Annotated in this window: 13 protein-coding genes and 1 tRNA gene; 8 read left to right on the plus strand and 6 right to left on the minus strand. The window is 61.3% G+C overall.

Annotated features, from left to right (window positions below; translation table 11 throughout):
* Window positions 1–15: 15 nt before the first annotated feature.
* The 4 genes from Q0K07_RS02855 to Q0K07_RS02870 form a co-directional block, all read right to left on the minus strand.
* Complete coding sequence (locus Q0K07_RS02855) at window positions 16–528, minus strand: 3-isopropylmalate dehydratase small subunit (protein ID WP_294556136.1); 513 nt, start codon at window positions 526–528, stop codon at window positions 16–18.
* Window positions 528–1808, minus strand: coding sequence for a 3-isopropylmalate dehydratase large subunit (gene leuC / locus Q0K07_RS02860; RefSeq protein WP_294556139.1), 1281 nt, complete (start codon window positions 1806–1808; stop codon window positions 528–530). Before leuC ends, Q0K07_RS02855 begins: the two co-directional genes overlap by 1 nt.
* 197 nt (window positions 1809–2005) lie before the next feature.
* Window positions 2006–3286 (minus strand): serine dehydratase subunit alpha family protein, encoded by a 1281-nt coding sequence (locus Q0K07_RS02865; RefSeq protein WP_294556142.1) that lies wholly within the window; start codon window positions 3284–3286, stop codon window positions 2006–2008.
* A complete protein-coding gene (locus Q0K07_RS02870; protein ID WP_294556144.1) occupies window positions 3283–4506 on the minus strand; it encodes a dicarboxylate/amino acid:cation symporter in 1224 nt (407 codons plus the stop codon). Before Q0K07_RS02870 ends, Q0K07_RS02865 begins: the two co-directional genes overlap by 4 nt.
* A gap of 262 nt (window positions 4507–4768) precedes the next feature.
* Between Q0K07_RS02870 and Q0K07_RS02875 the strand changes: the two genes are divergently transcribed.
* From Q0K07_RS02875 to Q0K07_RS02910, 8 genes are all read left to right on the plus strand, one after another.
* A tRNA-Val gene (locus Q0K07_RS02875) sits at window positions 4769–4844 on the plus strand.
* 74 nt (window positions 4845–4918) lie between these two features.
* On the plus strand, window positions 4919–6865 hold the full coding sequence (gene thrS / locus Q0K07_RS02880; RefSeq protein ID WP_294556148.1) for a threonine--tRNA ligase: 1947 nt from the start codon (window positions 4919–4921) through the stop codon (window positions 6863–6865).
* Window position 6866: 1 nt separating this feature from the next.
* Window positions 6867–7403 (plus strand): translation initiation factor IF-3, encoded by a 537-nt coding sequence (infC, locus tag Q0K07_RS02885; protein ID WP_294556152.1) that lies wholly within the window; start codon window positions 6867–6869, stop codon window positions 7401–7403.
* Window positions 7404–7655: 252 nt separating this feature from the next.
* Window positions 7656–7853, plus strand: coding sequence for a 50S ribosomal protein L35 (gene rpmI, locus Q0K07_RS02890; RefSeq protein ID WP_077071977.1), 198 nt, complete (start codon window positions 7656–7658; stop codon window positions 7851–7853).
* Between the two features lie 109 nt (window positions 7854–7962).
* Window positions 7963–8316 carry a 50S ribosomal protein L20 gene (gene rplT / locus Q0K07_RS02895; protein ID WP_294445933.1) on the plus strand — a complete coding sequence of 118 codons (354 nt, stop codon included), beginning with the start codon at window positions 7963–7965 and terminating at the stop codon, window positions 8314–8316.
* A gap of 164 nt (window positions 8317–8480) precedes the next feature.
* A complete protein-coding gene (gene pheS, locus Q0K07_RS02900; protein WP_294556155.1) occupies window positions 8481–9521 on the plus strand; it encodes a phenylalanine--tRNA ligase subunit alpha in 1041 nt (346 codons plus the stop codon).
* 140 nt (window positions 9522–9661) lie between these two features.
* Entirely contained in the window at window positions 9662–12079 is a 2418-nt protein-coding gene (pheT, locus tag Q0K07_RS02905; protein ID WP_294556157.1) for a phenylalanine--tRNA ligase subunit beta, read from the plus strand.
* 406 nt (window positions 12080–12485) lie between these two features.
* A complete protein-coding gene (locus Q0K07_RS02910) occupies window positions 12486–15131 on the plus strand; it encodes a pitrilysin family protein (protein ID WP_294556159.1) in 2646 nt (881 codons plus the stop codon).
* Between the two features lie 143 nt (window positions 15132–15274).
* Here Q0K07_RS02910 and Q0K07_RS02915 read toward each other — a convergent pair whose 3' ends face one another.
* Complete coding sequence (locus Q0K07_RS02915) at window positions 15275–15604, minus strand: CGGC domain-containing protein (protein WP_294556161.1); 330 nt, start codon at window positions 15602–15604, stop codon at window positions 15275–15277.
* Window positions 15605–16016: 412 nt separating this feature from the next.
* On the minus strand, window positions 16017–17342 hold the full coding sequence (locus tag Q0K07_RS02920) for a hemolysin family protein (protein ID WP_294556163.1): 1326 nt from the start codon (window positions 17340–17342) through the stop codon (window positions 16017–16019).
* Window positions 17343–17716: the final 374 nt, after the last annotated feature.

A 17716-nucleotide genomic window follows, 5' to 3' on the forward strand; every position in this document is an offset into this window, starting at 1 on the left:
GCCTGTGCCGAGCGCTCAGCGCGCGGCGCGGAGTTTTTCTATCTTGTCCTTCGAGTAGTTCACCAGACCGCCGCAGGCGATAAGGTTCTGCATGAAGGGCGGGAAGGGTTCGGCCTGAAAGGTCCTGCCCGTGGTTTCGTTGGTGATGACGCCGGTTGTGAAGTCCACGCTCACCGTGTCGCCTTCACGGATGTTCTTCGCCGCTTCGTCGCATTCCAGAATGGGCAGGCCTATGTTCAGGGCGTTGCGGAAGAAGATGCGGGCGAAGGTGGAGGCGATGACGCAGGAAATGCCGAGGTACTTGATGGACAAAGGCGCGTGCTCGCGCGAGGAGCCGCAGCCGAAGTTCTTGTGCGCCACCATGATGTCGCCGGGGCGGGCCTTTTTCACGAAATCGGGATCTTCCGATTCCATGCAGTGGGAGGCCAGCTCCTTCGGGTCGGTCACATTGAGGTACTTGCCGGGAAGGATGACGTCGGTGTTGACGTCGTCGCCGAAAACAAAGGCTTTGCCGTGCGCGTTCTGCATCAGTCGTTACCTTCCTTGTCCATGATTGCTTCGGGGCTGACGATGCGCCCCGCGACGGCCGATGCGGCGGCCACGGCCGGGCTGCACAGGTAGACTTCAGAATCCACATGCCCCATGCGGCCCACGAAGTTGCGGTTGGTGGTGGAGAGGCACTTTTCCCCGGCGGCGAGAATGCCCATGTGCCCGCCGAGGCAGGCGCCGCAGGTGGGCGTGCTTACCGCGCATCCGGCTTCCATGAAGGTGCGGATGTAGCCTTTCTCCATACACTCCATATAGATGGAAGGCGTGGCGGGAATGACGATGACGCGCACCCTGTCGCTGATCTTCCGGCCCTTCAGGATGCTTGCGGCCATGGCCATGTCCTCCATCCTGCCGTTGGTACAGGAACCGATGAACACCTGGTCGAGGAGCACTTCGCCCACTTCGTCGATGCTGCGGGTGTTGGAAGGCAGGTGCGGGAAGGCCACGGTGGGACGTATGGCGGAAAGGTCGATGTCGATGGTCTTTTCGTATTCGGCGTCGTCGTCGGCCTCATACACGGTATAGCTTTTGCGGCAATGGGCGTCGAGATAGGCGCGGCAGATGTCGTCCACCGGGAAGGTGGCGTTTTTGGCGCCGGCTTCGATGGCCATGTTGGTCATGGAGAAGCGGTCGTCCATGGAAAGATGCGCCACGCCGTCGCCGGAAAATTCCATGGAGCGGTACAGTGCGCCGTCCACGCCGATGAGTCCGATGATGTGCAGCATCACATCCTTGCCGCAGACCCACCTGCCCGGTCGGCCGGTAAGATTGAAGCGTATGGCCGAGGGAACCTTGAACCAGTTTTCTCCCGTGGCCATGCCCATGGCAAGGTCGGTGCTGCCCACGCCCGTGGAAAAGGCGCCCAGCGCGCCGTAGGTGCAGGTGTGCGAGTCGCCGCCGATGATGACTTCGCCCGGGGCCACGATGCCCTGTTCCGGCAGAAGGGCGTGTTCGATGCCCATGCGCCCCACGTCGAAGAAGTGCGTCAGCTCGTTTTCTCGGGCAAATTCGCGGCATACCTTGCACTGCATGGCCGCCTTGATGTCCTTGTTCGGGGCGAAATGGTCGAGTACCACCACGACCTTGTCCTTATCGAATACTCTGTCGGCCCCGGCCTTGCGGAATTCCGGAACGGCCAGAGCAATGGTGATGTCGTTGCCCATCACCACGTCGAGCTTCGCTTCGATGAGCTGGCCTGCGGAAACGCTTTCAAGTCCCGCATGCGCGGCCAGTATCTTCTGTGTTACGGTCATGCCCATAGAGATATCCTTGTATGATAAAAGAAGAGAAGTTTTTTCCTGTGTGCAGGGCACAGGCAAAAAGTCCTTTCAGAATAAAAAAGCGGTCGGACCTTGTCCAGAAAAAAGGCGGCCGCTCCGGCGTACGGCCGGAGCGGCGGAAAAAAAGGCCCCGTACCCTGCGGGGCACGGGGCCTTGGAAAAGCTCTGCGGACCGGTCAGGACTTGTGCAGCATGATGTCGAGGATGACCTTGTCGGCCTCCTTCATGCCCGTGGAACCCAGGCGGCCGAGGTTGGCGATGCAGGCTTCGATGTCGTCATCCACAATACCTTCGTTGCCGGGCACTTCGGTGCCGGCCATGGCAAGAAGCACGGCCTGAATGCCCGCACCCACGGCCGTGGCGACCTTGAGGGCGCAGCTGCTTTTGGCGCCGTCGCAGATCATGCCGGACACGTTGCCCACCATGTTGCGCACCGTGCGTTCCATGTCCTTGAGGCCGCCGCCGAGAAGCAGCGCTATGCCGCAGGCCGAGGCCGTGCCCGCCACCATGGCGCCGCAATGGGCCGAAAGGCGGCCCAGGTGATGCTTGATGTGAATGGAGGTGAGGTGGCTCATCATGAGCCCCCGGGCCAGCTTCTCATCGTCGCACTGCATGCGCAGGGCGCAGGCCACCACGGGCATGGTGCAGGTGATGCCCTGATTGCCGCTGCCGGAATTGCTCATCACCGGCATCATCACGCCGGCCATGCGCGCGTCGGCGGCGGCCGCCGTGAGCTTGGTGGCAAAGGTGGGCAGATCGTCGGCAAGAATGTGCTTGCGTATCTGCGTGTCCATCATCTTGCCCACGCCGAGGCCGTACTGACGGCGCAGCCCTTCTTCCGCCACGCGGCGGTTCATGCGCGCGGCTTCCAGAATGAAGCTGATTTCCTCGATGGGGGAGGTGGTGGCGAATTCGTAGATGCCCGCAAGGGTGAGCGGCCAGGGGCTGTCCGCTTCGCCGGCGGCTTCGGCGCGGGGCTTTTCAAAGATGAGCGAGCCGTTCTGCCATACGCGGGTGATGTTGTCGTGGCTGCCCGCCAGTTCGGCGGCGGCGCTCTCGTCTCCGGCAGAGGCCGTGACCAGGCAGTAGAGCAGCTCGTCGTTGTCTGCAAGGTGCAGGTTCACCGCGTTCTTTTCCAGCATGTCGCGGGCGTCGCCGGCCGTGGTCTCGTCGATGTCGCGCAGGCATTCCAGACCGAGGGCGCTTTTGCCGCCCAGCGCTCCGGCTGCGGCCGCCACGCCGAGGCCCATTTCGCCCGTGCCGGGAACCATGACGCCCATGCCGTTTTTAAGAAGATTGGCACTGACGGCCACATCCAGCTTCTCGGGTCTGCGGCCCAGGGTTTCGGCGGCCTTTGCCGAGGCGAGCGCCACGGCAATGGGTTCCGTGCAGCCCAGGGCCGGAACCACTTCCTGCTGCAGCAGGCTTATGAAGCGCTTTCTTTCCTCTTGAGTCATGCGTTTTCTCCGCTGTGCTGGAGCGTGTCCAGCTGTTCATTTCTGTTGAAGATGCCCTCCAGCATGAGGGTGAGGGCGCCGTCGCCCGTGATGTTGCAGGCCGTGCCGAAGCTGTCCTGCAGGGCGAAGATGGCGATGAGCAGGGCCACGCCGTTCTGGTCGAAGCCGAGTACGCCGGTGACGATGCCGAGGGAGGCCACCACGGTGCCGCCGGGCACGCCGGGAGCGCCCACGGCGAAGATGCCGAGCAGCATGCAGAAGAGCATCATGACGCCCACGCTCGGAAGCGTGCCGTAGAGCATGAGGTGCAGCGTCATGCAGAAGAAGGTTTCCGTGAGCACGGAACCGCACAGATGCACGGTGGAGCCCAGGGGAATCATGAATTCCACAAGGTTTCTGCTGAGCACGCGGGATTTTCTGGCGCATTCCAGGGCCACGGGCAGCGTGGCCGCGCTGGACATGGTGCCCACGGCGGTGAGGTAGGCGGGGGCGTAGTGGCGGAACACTTCCCAGGGATTGCGGCCGGAGAGCAGGCCGCCTATGCCGTACAGCACGGAAAGCCAGATGAAGTGGCCGACGATGACGATGAGCACCATGGAGATGAACACGGGCAGGTGAAGGCTGAGGGAGCCTTCATAGGCCAGTCCGAGGAAGGACATGCCCACGAAGAAGGGCAGGATGGGAATCATGACGTGAAGGACGAGGGCGCTCATGACGCGTTCAAGCTCGGAAAAGAGCCTGGCCATGTTTTCCGACTTCGTCCAGCTGATGGCTACACCGAAGAGAAGGGCGAGCACCAGAGCGCTCATGACGCTGAAGAGCGGCGGAATGTCGAGCTGGAACACGATTTTCGGCAGGGAACGCAGCGTTTCGGCCGAGGTGGCTATGGAAAGATGGGGAATGATGGTGTAGCCCGCGACGGTGGAGAAGAACGCCGCCCCGATGGAGGAAAGGTAGGCGATGGCCACGGCCGTGAAGAGAATTCTGCTGGCGTTCTGCCCGAGGCGCACGATGGCCGGGGTGATGAAGCCGACGATGACGAGGGGAACAAGGAAGAAGATGATCTGCCCGAAGATATAGCGCAGCGAAACCACGGCATCCATGATGCAGTGCAGCGGGCTTTCGGTATGGGAACCGAGGTATGTGCCCGCAAGCGAACCGATGACGATGCCGGCGAGCAGTTTGAGAATGAGGGAAAAATCAGCGGCCTTGGTGGACATGAGAAGCCTCCATCATAAGGAATGTAGTGCTTTTTGCGCTGTAGCACAGGAAGGGAGGCTTCGCAACATGCGCCGGAAAAGGCAGAGACTGAGCGTGCGGGAAAAAAAGCGTCGGCGCAGTCGATGTCCGGAGCGGGGACGCAGAGTGCGGGGGCGTTTTTCCGGAAAAAAGGGAAAAAGCGGGAGAAAATAAAAAAACAGGGAAGAAAATGCTTGACGAAGGGGAAAAAGCTCTATAAGAATTTTCCTCACCGAACAATAAAGGCGCGTAGCTCAGGTGGCAGAGCACTTCCTTGACACGGAAGGGGTCAGCAGTTCAAGTCTGCTCGTGCCTACCACAAAAAAACATCGGAAAGGGAGGCAGCGCCTCCCTTTCTTTTTTTTGTTTCACATTTGGATTTTGGAGTTTTCCATGCAGATATCCGTAGAAGGAAAGTTGATTGAGGCCGCCGCCGGCGTTTCGTGCGCCGAGGTGCTGAAGCAGGCTCTTTCCGGCAAACGGTTCAAAGCCGCTCTTGCCTGCCGTGTGCGTACTGCCGACACGGAAGAGCTGCTCGATCTTTCTGCTGAAGTACCCGCCGGTGCGCTGGAACTTGCGCCCGTGACGGCCGAGGAGCCCGAAGGCCTCCAGCTTCTGCGCCATTCCACCTCTCATGTCATGGCTGCCGCCGTGCAGAAGCTCTTCCCCGGTGTGAAGGTGACCATCGGCCCCTCCATTGATTCCGGTTTCTATTACGATTTCGACGCTCCGCGTCCCTTCTCCCCCGACGACCTCGAAGCCATCGAAAAGCAGATGCGCGCCATCATCGCCGAGAACGTTCCCTTTGAACGCTCGGTCATGAACAAGGCCGACGCCGTGGCGCTCTTCCGCGACAAGGGCGAGAACTACAAGGTGGAGATCATCGAAGGCATCGACGCCGACACCGTGTCCCTGTACCGCTGCGGCGATTTCCTCGATCTGTGCCGCGGCCCGCATATCCCCGCCACCGGCGCGGTGAAGGCCTTCAAGCTTCTTTCCGTGGCGGGCGCCTACTGGCGCGGCGACGAAAAGAATCCCATGCTCTCCCGTATTTACGGCACGGCCTTCCCGGATGAAAAGGCCCTGAAGGACTACCTTGCCGCCATCGAGGAAGCCAAGAGGCGCGACCATCGCCGCCTGGGCAAGGAACTCGGCCTCTTCTCCTTCCATGAAGACGTGGCCCCGGGCATGTCCTTCTGGCTGCCCAAGGGCATGATGCTGCGCACCATTCTTGAGGATTTCCTCGTGCGCGAACATCTGAAGCGCGGCTATGAACTCGTGCGCGGTCCGCAGATTCTGCGCCGCGAACTGTGGGAACGTTCCGGCCACTACGATCATTACCGTGAAAACATGTACTTCACGGAAATCGAAGGCGACGTGCACGGCGTGAAGCCCATGAACTGCGTGGGCCACATGCTCATGTACGGCGAAACCCTGCACAGCTACCGCGACCTGCCCGTGCGCATGTTTGAACTCGGCGTGGTGCATCGTCACGAAAAGTCCGGCACGCTGCACGGCCTTCTGCGCGTGCGCCAGTTCACGCAGGATGATGCCCACATCATCTGCGCCATCGACCAGCTGGAAGAGGAAATCATCAACGTGATGCACCTCTCCGCCGACCTGATGGATCTTTTCGGCTTCAAGTACCGTATTTTCATTTCGACCCGCCCCGAGGACAGCATCGGTTCCGACGAGGCGTGGGAGCGTGCCACCAGCGCGCTCATCAAGGCCGTGGAGAAGGAGGGCAAGCCCTACCAGATCAACGAAGGCGACGGCGCCTTCTACGGCCCCAAGATCGATATCAAAGTCACCGACGCCATCGGCCGTGAATGGCAGCTTTCCACCATTCAGGTGGACTTCACGCTGCCCGAGCGCTTCGATCTCGTGTATGTCGGGCAGGATGGCGAACGCCATCGTCCCGTCATGGTGCACCGTGCCATTCTGGGTTCTCTGGAACGCTTCATCGGCGTGCTTACCGAGCACTATGCCGGCGCCTTCCCTGCCTGGCTTGCTCCCGTGCAGGCCCGCATCGTCAACGTGACCGACTCCCAGATGGATTATGTCAAGGAAATGAAGAGCCGCCTTGCCGCCGCCGGTCTCCGTGTGGAAACCGATCTGCGCAATGAGAAGCTGGGCTTCAAGATCAGGGAAGCCCAGATGGCCAAGATTCCCTATGTCCTCGTGGTGGGCGACAGGGAAGTGGCCGACGGCGGCTTCAGCGTCCGCCTGCGTTCCGGCGAGAACATCGGCTTCCGCTCCGTGGAAGAGGTGATCGCCATGGTCAGGACGGAAAGTGAGGAACCGTTCAAACGTGGAGGTATGAGCTATAGCTTCGCCTAACATGAGACCTCGTCGCGACGTGCCTCAGGACGGTGTGCGCCGCAACGAGCAGATTCGTGCCCGTGAAGTACGGGTGATTGGTCCGGAAGGTGAACAGATCGGCATTCTTCCCTGTTCCGACGCCATCGCCATGGCCCATGAGTCCGGTTATGACCTGGTGGAAGTGGCTGCCAACGCCGAACCGCCGGTGTGCCGCATCATGGACTTCGGCAAGTTCAAGTACGAACAGCAGCAGAAGAAGAAGGAAGCCAAGCGCAACCAGACGGTGGTGCAGATCAAGGAAATCAAGGTTCGTCCCAAGACGGACGACCATGACTACGAAACCAAGCTGCGCCATATCCGCCGTTTCCTTGCCGACGGCGACCGCTGCAAGGTCACGGTGTTCTTCCGGGGCCGCGAGATCGTGCACAAGGATCGCGGTGAGTCCATTCTCACCAAGATCATTGCGGATACCGCCGACGTGGGCAAGGTCGAACAGGCTCCCAGCGCCGAAGGCCGCACCCTCCAGATGTTGCTCATTCCTCTTCCCAAGAAGTAGCTCATATCCGGCGCGGGCGAAGTGGGCTTTTGCCCGCGCCGGTGAATTTCCCGGGAACCGTATGCAAAGAGCCGCAGACCTGCCTTTCCCTGCCGGGGAAGCGGGGGCGGCTTTTTCGCAAAGGCCATTCTGCGCGCCTCTGCCGTATTTTTTCGCTTGCAGATTATGCGAAAATGCTGCATAGTCGGTTCCTTCTGATGCCTAAATCGTCCTTTCCGTTTTCGGGAAGGCACGAATACCAAGGAGTTGGTTATGCCCAAGATCAAGACCAGCCGTTCTGCCGCCAAGCGCTTCAGCACCACCGGCAGCGGCAAGTTCCGCCGTCGTCGCCAGAACCTGCGCCACATCCTCACCAAGAAGGATGCCAAGCGTCGTGCCCGTCTGGGCAAGGGTGCCCTTGTCGACAGCGCGAACCTGAAGGCCGTCAAGCGCCTCATGCCCTACGCCTGAGTCCTGCCTTTTTGCAGGCCGCGTAGCTTTTCGAATTTCGCCGCCCTGTCGCGGCTCAACTCCCGCTGGCTCGATCTCCGCCTCGCGGGACTGAATGTGGAGGTTTTCCATGCGTGTGAAGAGAGGTCTTGCTGCCCATCGCCGGCACAAGAAATATCTGGATATGGCCAAGGGCTTCCGCGGTGGCCGCAGCCGCCTGTACCGCATTGCCCGCGAAGCCGTCGAGCGTTCCCTGAACTATGCCTTTGAAGGCCGCAAGCTCCGCAAGCGCGCCTTCCGCCGCCTGTGGATCCAGCGCATCAACGCCGGCGCCCGCATCAACGGCCTGTCCTATTCCCGTCTGGTCAACGGCCTGAAGCTTGCCGGTGTGGAAATCAACCGCAAGATGCTCGCCGACCTCGCCGTGCGCGAAAAGGCCGATTTTGCCGCCATCGTCGAACTTGCCAAGTCCAAGCTGGCGTAAGTTCTGATCCTTTCGGGCGCGGCCCGCAGACATCGGGCCGCTCATGCCCGGGGAAGCTTTCTGGGGAGTTTTTCCCCGCAAGGGGTGCAGTGCCTTGGCTCTGCACCCCTTTTTCATTTCAGCCCGCAGGAGCGCGGAAGCGCCGCCTGCCACAAGGCCTTGCCATGGATTTCCTTGAACAACTGAACGGACTGGCCGGCAAGCTTGATGAACGTCTGAGCCGGATTACCTCGGAAGCGGAACTTGAGGCGGCCCGGGTGGACTTTCTCGGTCGCAAGGGGCAGCTTGCCGAACTCATGTCGCACATGCGCGACCTTTCCCCGGAAGAACGTCCCGCCTTCGGGCAGGCTGCCAACGCGGTGAAGCAGCGCCTTACGGAAATGTTTGAAGAGCGCCTGAAGCGCCAGGAAGAGGAAAGGGAGGCCGCCTTCCTTGCCGGCTTCGACCCGAGTCTGCCCGGCCGCAGCCTGTGGACCGGTTCGCTCCATCCCATCACTCTGGCCATGCAGGAAGTCTGCTCCGTGTTCCAGCACATGGGCTACGAAATCGCCGGCGGCCCCGAGGTGGAAACCGACTTCAACTGCTTTGAAGCGCTCAACATGCCCCCCGAACACCCCGCCCGCGACATGCAGGACACCCTGTACATCACCGACAAGGTGCTTCTGCGCACGCACACCTCCTGCGTACAGGTGCGCACCATGATGAAGCGCAAGCCTCCGCTTGCCATCATCGGCCCAGGCAAGGTGTACCGCCGCGACTCCGACGTGACCCACACCCCCATGTTCCATCAGATCGAGGGTCTTCTTGTGGACAGGCACGTCACCATGGCGGATCTTCGCGGCACGCTTACCGCCTTTGTGCGCGCCGTGTTCGGTGAAAAGACGCGCGTGCGCTTCCGCCCCAGCTTCTTCCCCTTCACCGAGCCCAGCGTGGAAGTGGACATGTCCTGCACCCAGTGCGGCGGCCACGGTCATGTGAACGGACAGCCCTGCCGCGTGTGCAAGGGCTCCGGCTGGCTTGAAATACTCGGCAGCGGCATGGTGGACCCGGCCGTGTTCACTTCCGTCGGCTACGATCCGGACGAGGTTTCCGGCTTTGCCTTCGGACTCGGCGTGGAACGCATCGCCATGCTGAAGTACGGCCTTACCGACCTGCGCATGAACTTTGAAAACGACGTGCGCTTCCTCCATCAGTTCCCTGCGTAGAGGAAAGGCGTGCCGGGAAAGGGCCTCCGGGCTTTTTTCCGCACCGCACCCGGCCTGCTGCTGCAGAGGCCGGAGGCGGGCGGGAGGCGCTTTTCGGCGCTCCCGGAATGCGTGTCTTTCACCTCTGAGGAGAAATACATATGCTGCTGAGTTTCAATTGGCTGAAGGAATTTGTCCCCTATACGGGAACGGCGGAAGAGCTGGGCGAGATGCTCACCATGCTCGGCCTCGAACTGGAAGAAGTGGTGCATCCCTATGCGGAAATTGAGGGCGTGGTCACGGGCCGCGTGCTCACCTGCGAGGCGCATCCCGATTCCGACCATCTCCATGTCTGCACGGTGGACGTGGGCGCAGGCGAACCTCTGAACATCGTGTGCGGCGCGCCCAACGTGGCCGCAGGTCAGCTTGTGGTGGTGGCTCCCGTAGGGTCCACGCTGCCCGGCGGACTGGTGATGAAGAAGGCCAAGCTGCGCGGCGTGCCCTCGTTCGGCATGATCTGCTCCGAGCGCGAGCTCGGCCTTGCGGACGATCATTCCGGCATTCTTGTCCTGCCCGAGGAAAACAGGGCGGGCCGCAAGATCATGCCCGGCGAGAAGTTCGTCGATGCCTACGATCTCGACAAGGAAGTGCTGGACATCAGCATCACGCCCAACCGTTCCGACTGCCTTTCCGTGTACGGTTTCGCCCGCGTGGTGGGCGCCTATCTCGGCCTGCCCGTGACGAAGCCTTCCTTCCATCTGGAAGAGAAGGGCGAGGACATGAGCGGCGCCGTGCCCGTGGACGTGAAGGACGGCGGGCTCTGCCCCTCCTACCTCGGCCGCATTCTGAAGGGCGCGAAGGTGAAGCCTTCCCCCGCCTGGATGCGCTATCGTCTGAACGCCGTGGGTGTGCGTGCCATTTCCAACCTCGTGGACGTGACCAACTATATCCTCATGGAACTGGGTCAGCCCCTGCATGCCTTCGACCACAACAAGCTTGCGGGCGGCCGCATCATCGTGCGTCCTGCGGAAGACGGCGAGAAGCTCACCACCCTGGACGGGCAGCAGCGCCTGCTCAAGGCCGGTGACGGCCTTATCTGCGATGCGGAAAAGCCCGTGGCTCTGGCGGGCGTCATGGGCGGTCTGGAAACCGAAATCACCGATGAGAGCGAAAGCGTGTTCCTCGAATGCGCGGTGTTCCGTCCGAGTTCCATCCGCATGACGGCGCGCCGTCTCGGCCTGAACAGCGAAGCCTCCTACCGTTTCGAGCGCGGTGTGGATCCCACGGGCATGTCCTTTGCCCTTGACCGCGCGGCGGCGCTCATGGCCGAACTTTCCGGAGCGGAAGTGTGCCGCGGCGTGTGCGGCGCGACCCCCAGCCCCTGGCAGGCTCCGGTGGTGAACTTCCGCAGAAGCCGCGCCGAAGATCTGCTCGGCGTGGAGCTCACGGACGATTTCTGTGCCGAAACGCTGGAAAAGCTGGGCTGTGAAGTGGACAGAAGCCACGGCGAGACCTGGAGCGTGAAAACGCCCGGCTGGCGCTACGACCTCACCCGCGAAGCCGACCTCATCGAGGAAGTGGCCATTTTCAAGGGCGTGGACAATCTCGGTGAAACCCTGCCCTCCATTCCGCAGACTCTCTCTTCCTTCGGCGCTCCCGAGGGCCGTCACGCCTTCATGATGCGCGTGAAGCACTGGGCCGCCGGATTCGGCCTGAACGAAGCCGTGAACTACAGCTTCGTGGGCAACAAGGACCTGGATTTTCTGGGCCTGCCCGCCGAAGGCCGCGTGAACATCCTGAACCCCCTCACGGCGGAGCAGGACGTTCTGCGTACCGAGCTGGCTCCCGGTCTTTTCCAGAACGTGCGCCAGAACATCGCCCAGGGCGCAACGGGCATCCGCCTCTTTGAAGTGGCCGAAGCCTTCTGTCAGGATCCTGCCAGCGACACCACGGTGAAGGAAGTGCGTCACCTTGCCATGGTCCTTTACGGTTCCCGTTACGACGAAGCCTGGGCCCATGCCGATGAGGACATGGACTATGTGGACCTGAAGGGCATGGTGGAAAAGCTCTTCACCTTCCTGCACCTGCCGCTGCCCTCCTATGCGCTGAAGCAGGAGCATCCCTATCTTGCTCCCGCCGTGAGCGTGATCATGGAAGGCGGAGCCGTGGCCGGCGTCATGGGCCGCCTCAAGCCCGCCATGGCCGACGCCTACCTGGCCCGCAAGGCCGTGTGGTACGCCGATCTCGACCTCGATCTTCTGCGCGAGGCCTCTCAGGGCGTGCATACCCTGTTCCATCCTCTGCCCGTGTACCCTGCCGTGCGCCGCGACATCACCTTCATCGCACCGCGCACCATGCATGTGGATGCCATCCTGTCCGCCGTGCGCGGGGTGAAGACCTCCCTCATGGAAAACGTGGAACTGCTGGATGTGTACGAACCTGCGGGCGGAGCGGAGCGCAACATCACCTGCCGCCTCACCTTCCGCAAGGCCGACCGCACCCTGCAGGACGGCGAAGTGGATAAGGAACGCGAAAAGATCGCTTCCTCCGTGGTGAAGAGCCTCGGCGTGCGCGTGTAGGTCCGCTTCTGATCTCTGAAGGGCCGCTTCCTTGTGAGGCGGCCCTTTTTTTGTGCCGGATGAGCGGCGTTATCCTGCGCTGCAATACTTTGTCACGAAAAAGGAGGGAAAAAATGATGGCGAAAAGAGAAAGTCTGTGCCACAGGTAAGGGGAAACGGCCGCCCGGCCTGCAACCTTTCCGAGGCGCATGATCCTGTTCAGGCTTTTGCGCCGCCTTCACGGATGCCGGAACGGATTCCGGCGGAAGCTGCGGGGTGCGGGCCATTTTCCGCCTGCCCGAAGATGCAGAGGAAAGGCAGCAGAGACGGCCGGAGTGTGTCATGTCGTGCGGCGGAGTTTCCGCCGTGTTGCCGGAGCGTGTGGCTCCGGTTCTCTCCCCTGATTTTGTGATTGTGAGAGGTTTTCATGCAATTTCTCAGATTCTGCGCCGGAGTGGCGCTGTCGTTCTGCCTGGCGGTGGGCGGCTCGGGGTCGGCCTTTGCCGTTTCCGACATCCAGACCTTCCGCCTGGAAAACGGCCTTACCGTGCTCATCAAGGAAGACCGGCGTTTCCCGCTGGTTTCGGTGCGCCTTTTCGTGAAGGCCGGTTCCGCATGGGAAAAGCCTGAGGAAGCCGGAATGAGCCATCTTCTGGAGCACATGGTCTTCAAGGGCTCCAAAACCAGCGGCCCCGGCGTGGACAAGCGTGTGGAAAACGCGGGCGGCTCCATGAACGCCTATACTTCCTATGACATGACCACCTACCTGACCGATCTTCCCGCTGCAAAGTGGAAGGACGCCATGACCGCCGTGCGTGACCTGGCCTTCGATCCGCTGCTCAGGCAGGAGGATCTGGACGCGGAACGCGAGGTGGTCATTGCGGAAAAGAAGCAGCGCGGCGACAACCCCGTGACGAAGCTGTTTCAGAAGGCTCTGGCCCACACCCTGAAAGGCACGCCCTATGAATCGCCCGTCATCGGCAACGAAAAGGCCCTGCGCGGCGTGACGCCCGACATGATGCGCGATTATATCCGGCGCCATTACGACCCGCGCGACATGGTGCTTTCCGTGGCGGGCGATATCAGCGCCGGGGACGTGGTGGAAGAGGCGAAGCTGCTTTTCGGCTCCTACGTCAACCACAACGTGCGCAGAATGGAACCTTCCATTGACCCGGAAACGCTGCGGCACGGCCTTACGGTGGACGTGGAGAAGGGGCCCTGGGACAAGGCCTTCCTTTCCCTTTCCTTCCCTCTGCCGGGCATGCGGCATGAGCTTCTGCCCGCCGCCGACGTGCTGGCCCATCTTCTTGCCGGTGACGACACCGCGATTCTGCCCGTGCGCTTCCGCATTGAAAAGCCCGTGGTGGACAGCGTGAACGCCTCTGCCATGACGTTCGAGCGCGCGGGGACCTTCTTCGTCATCGCACAGCTTGACGCGGACAAGGTGGAGGAATTTCTGCGCGACATGGGCAGAACGTTCGCAACCCTGAAGGCTTCCGATTTCAGCGACGAGGCGCTTGCCCGCGCCCGCCTCAACCTTGAGGACAATTACCTGCGCGGACTGGAGAACATTGCCAGCATCGCGGAAACCATGGGTTCGGAATATTTCTACGATCCCGCGAGTCTCGGCGGGGAGCGCTACCTTGCCGCCGTGCGCGGCGTGAGCCGCGACGACATCCAGCAGGTGCTGGATCTCTGGCTGCGTCCCGAGGGGCTGACCATAGCCGCGCTTGTGCCGGAGAAGGCGGGAAAGACCGCTCCGCTTGATGACGCTTCGGCAAAGGCCGCCCTTGTGCAGGGCTGGCCCGAAGCGGGAAAGGCCGTGGCAAAGGATGAGAAGGGCGACAGGGCCGGCGAGGCCCTGAAGAGCGAAATCGTGAATCTCGGCGAAGGCCGCACGCTGGTGCTTCTGCCCGACCGTTCCCTGCCCTATGTTTCCGCCACGCTGAGCTTCTCCGGCGGGGAACTGCTCGCTGCCGACGAACAGGAAGGTCTGGCCGCGCTTACGGCGGCCGTGCTGACCACGGGCACGGAAAAGCGCAGTCTGAACGACATCAACGTCTACCTTTCCGACAGGGCCTCCGGCCTTTCGGCCGGAAGCGGCATGCGTTCCTTCAGCATGCAGATGGACGCGCCCGCACGCTTTGCGCCCGAAGTCTTTGCCCTCATGAAGGAAGTGCTGGAAAAGCCCGCCTTCCGTGATGAAGACGTGGAAAGGCAGAAGCGTGAACAGATAGCGGGTATCGTGAGCAGCGAACAGGACGCCATGGGCCTGCTCGGCCGCAACATGCGCCGTTTCCTCTTCGGCAAGGGGGCCTATGCCCACAGAAGCGAGGGCGATCCGGCCAGACTTGCGACCTTTACGGCAAAGGACACGGAGGCGTTCTGGAACAGGCAGAAGCAGATGCCGTGGGTGCTTTCCGTGGCGGGCGACTTCAACAGGGAAGAGGTGGAGAAGTTTGCCGCCTCCCTGCCTGCGCCTTCTCAGAAGGCGCTCAAGAGCGAGGCGCCTGCATGGAACAAGGAACGCACCCTGAGCATGACGCTGCCGGGCCGCAATCAGGCCGTGTACCTCATGCTCTTCCCCACGGTGGGCACCGAATCTTCCGACAGGGCGGCGCTTCGCCTGCTTTCCGAATGTCTGGGCGGTTTCACCGGCAAGCTTTATCAGGAACTGCGGGAAAAGCAGAGCCTCGGGTATTCCGTCTTTCCCGTGGACTGGTCCGGGCCGGATACGGGCTTTCTCGCCTTCGGCATCGTGGCCTCGCCCGAGAATCTGGACAAGGCCCGCACGTCCTTTGAAGCCATTGTCCGCGACCTGCAGCAGAACCTTCTGCCTGCGGAAACGCTGGAAAGGGCCAAGGCCGTGGCCGAGGCCGACTATTACCGTGCAAGGCAGAGCCGCGCCATGCGCGCCGCGGAAGGAGCCTCCAACGTGCTGGACGGTCATGGCCTTGAATACGGCAGGGAAAAGCTTGAGGAAATGAAGGCGGTGAGCGCGGAAACCCTGCGCGAGACGGCCCGCAGATACCTGAAGCTGGAAAACGCCTATGACCTGCGCGTGACGCCGTAAACGGCATTCGGGCGGGGAGCTTCCCTCGTCCGGCAGACATTCATGAAAAAGCCCGTCGGCGTCCTGCGCCGGCGGGCTTTTTCTCTGCCGTTGCCGCATCATGCGGCCTTTTCCTGCATCATGATGCAAAAAAAGTGCGGGCCTCAATGGGTCCAGTCGATGAGGGGAACGTCGCCGAGGGCCTTTTCCACCGCGGCCTTCATGGCGGCGTAGTTGGGGCAGGGCATGTCGATGGGGCTTCCCTTTCTGATGCAGGAGGCGAGGAACACCACCTCCGCTCCGCGCGCCACCAGGGTTTTCGCCCTTGCCACGGCGTTTTTCCCGGGGCAGCCGCCGCAGCTGACAAATCCCACCACCTCGCAGGGGCCGAAGGGTTCAAAAGCCAGGGTACCGGCCTTCGCGCATTTGAAATCCGAGGTGCCGGGGCAGATTTCTTCCGTCTGCCGGCAACGGATGATACCGATTTTCTTCATGGTTCCTCCTTGCCGCCTGAAGGCGGCGTGATACGGCGCAGCCTTATCTTATGCCCGAAACGCAGAGCGGGGCAAGATGAAAAAGACGGCGTGCACCCTGTCCGCCTTCCTTGCAAAGTCTTTCATGAAGGGCAACAGTTTGAAACGTGACTTTCCCTGCCGCTGGTGTACAAGGAAGCTGTCGAAGGTTGTCACCCCCTGGATAACCAGAGATTTTCATACCCCCCCTTTCTCCTCCATTCCCTTTCCATACCGGCCGCTCTGTCGCTCCACAGAGCGGCCGGCTTCTTTTTGTGCCCGGGAAGGGCGGCTCTCCCGGGAAACTCACGGTTTCGGCTTGTTACCGGGGCCGGAACCCTGCCGCAGGCAACAGAAAAGGCCGGACATGGTCCGGCCTTTTTTTTCAGGAATATCAGTTTTCCGCATCCTGCGGCGTTTCTTCCGGCAGACGCTCCACCAGCACCTTGTCGATCATGTTGCCGTCCATGTCCACCACCTCGAAGCGCCAGCCCTGCCAGATGACATGGTCGCCTTCGCAGGGAATGCGGCCGGTCATGTACATGAACATGCCGCTCAGGATGGTGTAATAACCCTTGTCCTCGGCGGGCAGGGCCTGCAGGCCGAGCCGGTCCTTGAGTTCCAGAATGGGAATGCTGCCGTCCATGAGCCAGCTTCCGTTTTCCCGCGGTATGGCCCAGGTATGTTCCTGTGAGGCGCCTATCTGCCCGGCCAGCACCTCCAGAATGTCCCTCGGGGTGACAAGGCCCTGTACGGTGCCGTATTCATCCACTATGAAGGCGATGTGCACGCCCCTTTCCTGCAGCAGCTTCAGCACTTCCAGACTGGTGAGCGTTTCGGGCACGAACACGGGCGGCCGGCAGTGTTCCCTGAGGGCGCGGGAAAATTCCTCGGCTTCGGGAATGCTGCCCGTGCACAGAAGCAGCGCCTGATTGGTGCGGATGACGCCCGCAAGATTCCCGAGGCCGCCGTGACATACCGGCAGCCAGGAATGTTCGTGCCTGCTCAGGATATCAAGGTTCTCCAGCGGGCTGAGGCGCGTATCCAGGAAGCGGATGTCGGCCCGGGGCGTCATGATGGAACTTGCCGGACGGTCATCGAGGCGGAAGATGTTGCGGAGCATGTCGCGCTGCTTGCTTTCTATGGCGCCGGCTTCCGAGCTTTCGTCGATCATGGCCTGAATTTCTTCTTCCGTGACGGGCTGCCCCTCTTCGGTGTTTACCTTGAGAAGCCGGAGCAGGGCGCCGGTGGACCAGGCGAGCAGGGCGACGAAGGGGCGGCTTATCCGTGCCAGCGCCGTCATGGGCCGGGCCACGAGACAGGCCATTTTTTCCGGAGCGATCTGCCCGAGGCGCTTGGGCACGAGTTCACCCACCACGATGGAGAGATAGGTGACCATGGCGACCACCGCAATGGTGGCGATCATGCCCGAGGTGGTGGCAGGCACGCCGAGATGCTCCTGCATCCATGCCGACAGAGGCCCGGCCAGAGCGGATTCACCCACAATACCGCTGAACAGGCCTATGGACGTGATGCCGATTTGAATGGTGGAAAGAAAACGGGTGGGGTTTTCCCCCAGACGTATGGCGGCCTGCGCCGCCTTGTCCCCCGCCGCCGCCCGGGGCGTGAGCCGTGCCTTGCGGGCGGTAACCAGGGCGATTTCCGACATGGCGAAAATGCCGTTCAACAGAATGAGAATGACAAGAATAAGTACTTCCATGTATCTATTGTCACAAATATCGATCAAGTGTCAACATGTGCTTTTCCCTTCACTGTGATATCGCAGGCAGAAGTTTGGCAAAGGATTGTTTACGGATAAAAAATATGGCCTGTATGATAAGTTTTCATGAGGAATACTGCATGAGAAATGCTGTACTGCATATCTGTTGTTCCGGATATAGAAGAAGATATGCATGAGAAATGCCGATTTGATTTACATTTGAGAATCCGTTGTCATGGAAATTTTTCCGGGATGGTGAGGGCAGATGCGGATAGTCAGAGAAAGCTTCCTGTTTTCCGGGACGAAGGGGCGGCGTTCTGTGGAGAAAAGGCGCGTACGCACGGGGGCGGAAAACATGTTGCCGGAAGCCGTTT

This window comes from uncultured Mailhella sp. (genome assembly GCF_944324615.1).
Classification (GTDB): domain Bacteria; phylum Desulfobacterota; class Desulfovibrionia; order Desulfovibrionales; family Desulfovibrionaceae; genus Mailhella.